Source organism: Mesorhizobium sp. M7A.F.Ca.US.010.02.1.1 (assembly GCF_004023085.1).
Taxonomy (GTDB): Bacteria; Pseudomonadota; Alphaproteobacteria; order Rhizobiales; family Rhizobiaceae; genus Mesorhizobium.
Genome location: NZ_RZRV01000017.1, coordinates 1 through 4,641 on the forward strand (window position 1 = coordinate 1; position 4,641 = coordinate 4,641).

At 61.2% G+C, this 4,641-nt stretch carries 5 protein-coding genes; 2 read left to right on the top strand and 3 right to left on the bottom strand.

The window, feature by feature from the left end; genetic code table 11:
* Both EOA19_RS18670 and ald read right to left on the bottom strand, forming a co-directional pair.
* Positions 1 to 825: outer membrane beta-barrel protein (locus tag EOA19_RS18670; protein ID WP_164892960.1), on the bottom strand; the 825-nt coding region annotated here is incomplete at its 3' end.
* A 207-nt stretch (positions 826 to 1,032) separates the two neighbouring features.
* A complete protein-coding gene (gene ald, locus EOA19_RS18675) occupies positions 1,033 to 2,148 on the bottom strand; it encodes an alanine dehydrogenase (protein ID WP_023812057.1) in 1,116 nt (371 codons plus the stop codon).
* 155 nt (positions 2,149 to 2,303) lie between these two features.
* Between ald and EOA19_RS18680 the strand changes: the two genes are divergently transcribed.
* The gene (locus EOA19_RS18680; protein ID WP_023812056.1) at positions 2,304 to 2,777 is read left to right on the top strand and encodes an Lrp/AsnC family transcriptional regulator; all 474 of its coding nucleotides are present in this window, start codon (positions 2,304 to 2,306) and stop codon (positions 2,775 to 2,777) included.
* 364 nt (positions 2,778 to 3,141) lie between these two features.
* Here the strand turns inward: EOA19_RS18680 and EOA19_RS18685 are convergent, their stop codons facing one another.
* On the bottom strand, positions 3,142 to 3,795 hold the full coding sequence (locus EOA19_RS18685; protein WP_128304443.1) for a 5-formyltetrahydrofolate cyclo-ligase: 654 nt from the start codon (positions 3,793 to 3,795) through the stop codon (positions 3,142 to 3,144).
* Between the two features lie 163 nt (positions 3,796 to 3,958).
* Between EOA19_RS18685 and EOA19_RS35900 the strand changes: the two genes are divergently transcribed.
* The coding region (locus EOA19_RS35900; RefSeq protein ID WP_245486210.1) for an FAD-dependent oxidoreductase at positions 3,959 to 4,641 on the top strand (683 nt) is incomplete at its 3' end.

The window sequence follows — 4,641 nt, forward strand, 5'->3', positions numbered from 1 at the left end:
GAATTCCAGGTCGCCGAGCGGCGGAACGTTGATCTGATGCACGGATGCACCGGCGCCACCAGCGCCGCCGATGTAGAAGCCGGTCCAGTTGTAGGCTGGCGTCTCGAAAGCAGCACCGCCGCCGTTCTGCGCACCGAAACGGTAATTGGCTGCGATCTGGAAGGTATGGCGCGAGGTGTCAAGATTGAGGAGACCGTCCGGAACTCCGACAAGGCCAGCGTCGGAAAGAAGATCGTCCTTGGTCCCGAAGCGCGTATAGCGATACTCAGTCTTGATCGTCCAATTGCTGTTGATGGCCGTTTCGATGCCACCTCCGACAAAATACCCGCTCTGATCCCAATCAAAGTCGAAGCCGGCGTTCGTATCGAGCTTGTACTTCTGCCAGGAATAGCCACCCAGCACGTAACCCAGAGTGTTCGGCGTCAAGAGGTAGCCGAGACGCAGGCCAGCGTCGAAACCGTAGGTTTCCTTGATCGAAGCGTCGAACCCCGTAATGTCCAGCGTGGTCCCGATGTTGCCGACGTGAGCGTCCAGCAGACCTCCGATGAGGAACCGGGGCGAGACCATATAGTCATAGCCAACCGTCAGCTCACCATAGACGCCTTCGCCACCAATGCCGTTCAGCGAGATTGGAATAAAATCGCTGCCGAGCTTGTGTACGTTGGCACCGGCACCGACGCCGAAACCAACGTAGAGGCCGCTCCAGTTAAAGCCGGCAGCTTCTTCTACCGGTTGCACGACGTCAGCTGCATGAGCAGCAGACATCAAAGCTACAGCAGAAACAGCACCAAGAAGAAAAGATTTCGCGGATGTGCGAATGAACATATGCCCGTACCCCAATGAATAAACCCAGAATGTCTCTAGCAGGGAGTCGGCCGGTACGGGAATGACAAATATGCAACAATGATGAGCAAAGTGCCGTTGCGTCACGTGTTTCGACACCAAGCTTTGCCTGAAAAACAGGCTCGCAAGAAAAAAACCGCCGGCTTGGAACCGGCGGGCTGGATTGAAAGGAGCTGTTTTCGCGAAAAATCAGGCGGCAAGTACGGCTTTCGGCTCGACCAGTTCGTAGCCGAGCGCCTCGGCGACTGCCCGGTTGGTGATCTTGCCTTTATGGACATTGAGGCCGTTGCGCAGGTGATGATCGTCGACCAGCGCCTTCAGGCCCTTGTCGGCAAGCTGCAGGCCATAGTGCAGCGTCGCGTTGTTGAGCGCGTGGGCCGAAGTGACCGGCACGGCACCCGGCATGTTGGCGACGCAATAGTGGATGACGCCGTCGACCTCATAGGTCGGCTCGGCATGAGTGGTGGCGTGCGAAGTCTCGAAGCAGCCGCCCTGGTCGATGGCGACGTCGACCAGCACCGAGCCTTTCTTCATGCCCGACAGCATTTCGCGCGAAACCAGTTTTGGTGCCGCGGCACCCGGGATCAGCACCGCGCCGACGACGATGTCGGCTGAAAAACACTCTTCTTCCAGCGCCTCGACAGTCGAGTAACGGGTGTGGACGCGGCCGGCGAAGAGGTCGTCGAGCTGGCGCAGGCGCGGGATCGAGCGGTCGATGATGGTGACGTCGGCGCCAAGGCCGGCCGCCATCCTGGCCGCGTGCAGGCCGACGACGCCACCGCCGAGCACGGTGACCTTGCCGGGCAGCACGCCGGGCACGCCACCCAGCAGCACACCGCGGCCGCCATTGGCCTTCTGCAGCGCCGTGGCGCCGGCCTGGATCGACAGGCGTCCGGCAACTTCCGACATCGGCGCCAGCAGCGGCAGGCCGCCACGGTCGTCGGTCACAGTCTCGTAGGCGATTGCCGTCACGCCGGACGCAAGCAGGCCCTTGGTCTGCTCCGGATCCGGCGCCAGGTGGAGGTAGGTGTACAGGATCTGGCCTTCGCGAAGCTGCGCCCATTCGCTGGGCTGCGGTTCCTTGACCTTGACGATCATGTCCGACCTGGCGAACACCTCGGCGGCCGTCTTGGCAATCGTGGCGCCGGCGGCGCGATAGGCGTTGTCATCGGCGCCGATGCCGGCCCCGGCGCCGGTCTCGACCAGCACTTCGTGGCCATGGGCGACATATTCGCGGACCGAGCCGGGAGTGAGGCCGACGCGGTATTCGTGGTTCTTGATTTCCTTGGGGCAGCCGACGCGCATTTTCTTCTCCTGATCCGGCCCTTTGGGCTCGTTCCCTGTATGGATGGAGTGAACCACGAATCGTTGCGCAGGTGTTTGCGAATGCGCTTGCGCCAACCGGCCGGTTTCGATAATCGTTGCGCGAAATAACAAGATATTCGCAGGATTCACGAATAATGACGCTCGACAGGATTGATATCGCCATTCTTGAGGCATTGCAGAAGGATGGCAGGATACCCAACGCGGCACTTGCCGAAAAGGTCGGCCTATCGCAGTCGGCCTGTTCGCGCCGGCTCGACAATCTGGAGAAATCCGGAACCATCCGTGGCTATCATGCCCGGCTTTCCAATACAGCACTTGGCCACCAGATGACGGCGATCGTGCACATATCGCTGTCGGGACAGTTCGAGAAGACTCTGTCGGATTTCGAGGCGGCGATCAAACGCTGCCCGAACGTGCTGTCCTGCCATCTGATGTCGGGCGAATATGACTACATCCTGAGGATCGCGGCCAAGGATCTCGTCGACTATGAGCGAATCCACAAGGAATGGCTGTCGGCGATGCCGCATGTGACCAAGATCAATTCGTCGTTCGCCTTGCGTGAGATCGTCGACCGTACGGCCATGGGCATGAAGCCGGAGATGGCCTAGTTCCTCGACACAGAAGTTCTGACGGGTCGCTGCATAGACAAACCACCTGCCTTCGATTTGCGGAAACGGGCGTCACTTCGTCATCCACGGGCGGAGCAAGGAGTGTAGCGACGCAGCGCAGACCCGAGGATCCATGCCGCGACTTCAAAGCGTCACTACGGTGCAGAGTTCTGCTCGGCTGCATTCCTTGGTCAAGGTCACGGCATGGATCCTCGGGTCTCCGCGACGGAGCTTCGCTCCTGCTTCGCCCGTGGATGACGAAGGTGGGTGCCTTGGGTCAATCCCGAATGCCTCTGCGATCCATCGAGACGAACCATGACAACCTGGCTGCTGACAGGCCGCTAACCACCCTGTGGGGCCTGGGCTAGCTGACCGCCGTTACCACCCGATCCATCGGGATATCGTGCGGCTGCGGGTAGATGGTCGCGATGCGCTGCAATTCGTAGCCGACGCCGATGACCAGCGGCTTGAACGGCATCGCTGCCAGCGTACGGTCGAAGAAACCGCCGCCATACCCCAGGCGGTAGTTCTGGGGATCGATGCCGACGATCGGCGAGATGACGATGTCCGGCAGCACCGGATCGCCCTCGGCCGGGATCGGGATGTTCCAGACACCTTTCTCCAGCCGGTCGCCCGCTTTGTAGACGCGGAAGATCAGCGGCTGCCCCTTCTCGATGACGATGGGCAGGGCGGTGCGGCCGCCGCGTTCGTTTATGGACGCCATCCAAGGCCGCAAATCCGGCTCGCCGCGAAACGGCCAATAGAGACTGACCATGCGCCCGGCGATCTCGCCGATCATCGCGTCGAGGCTTTCCGCAATGCTTTGCGACATTACCGTTCGGGCGTCGGCCGAAACAGCAAGACGCGCGGCGATCAGGCGTTCGCGCTCGGCTTTGCGCCAGCGTCTCACATCGGTCCAGTCGCTCGAAGGCGCACGGAATTGCGGATCGAGTTCGTGCATGAAACAGGGCGGCGAAGAATATTGCGCCGGAGCATCGTCGTCACGATCGTTGGCCATGCCTCACCTCAGCGCGTGTTCGATGACGCTATACCTCGCGATACGATACAACATGTGCATTCACGACATGCAACGACGAGTCTCGGGCACTGTCCATCTGTTGTTGCATTGCACAAAAATACCTACATCCAGGACAGGCAATCTTGCTATCGGGGTGAACGAAATGAACGAAGCTAGGCATCATGTCGTCGTTGTCGGCGCGGGTTTCGGCGGCCTCGAGTTCACCCGTGCACTTGCTGGCGCGCCGGTCCGTATCACCATGATCGACAAGCGCAACCATCACCTCTTCCAGCCGCTGCTCTACCAGGTGGCGACGACGGCGCTGGCCACTTCCGAGATTGCCTGGCCGATCCGCCACCTCCTGCGCAAGCGCAAGGATGTGACGACGCTGCTCGCCAATGTCACCGGTGTCGACCGCGCCGGCAAGCGCGTGCTGCTCGATGACGGCAGCGCGGTCGCCTACGACACGCTGGTGCTCGCCACCGGTGCCCGCCACGCCTATTTCGGCCATGACGAATGGGAACCGTTCGCACCTGGCCTGAAGACGTTGGAGGACGCCACCACCATTCGGCGCCGCATTCTCCTGGCCTTCGAACAGGCCGAGCGGGAGACCGATCCCGCCAAACGCCAGGCGTTGCTGACCATTGCGATCGTCGGCGGCGGACCGACCGGCGTCGAGCTTGCCGGCACCATCGTCGAGCTGGCGCATGACACGCTGCGCGGCGAATTCCGCAACATCGACACGCGGCAGACGCGCGTGGTGCTGATCGAGGCCGGCGACCGCATTCTGGCCAATTTCGCACTGAAACTTTCCGACTATGCCAGCAAAGCGCTCGAGCGGCTCGG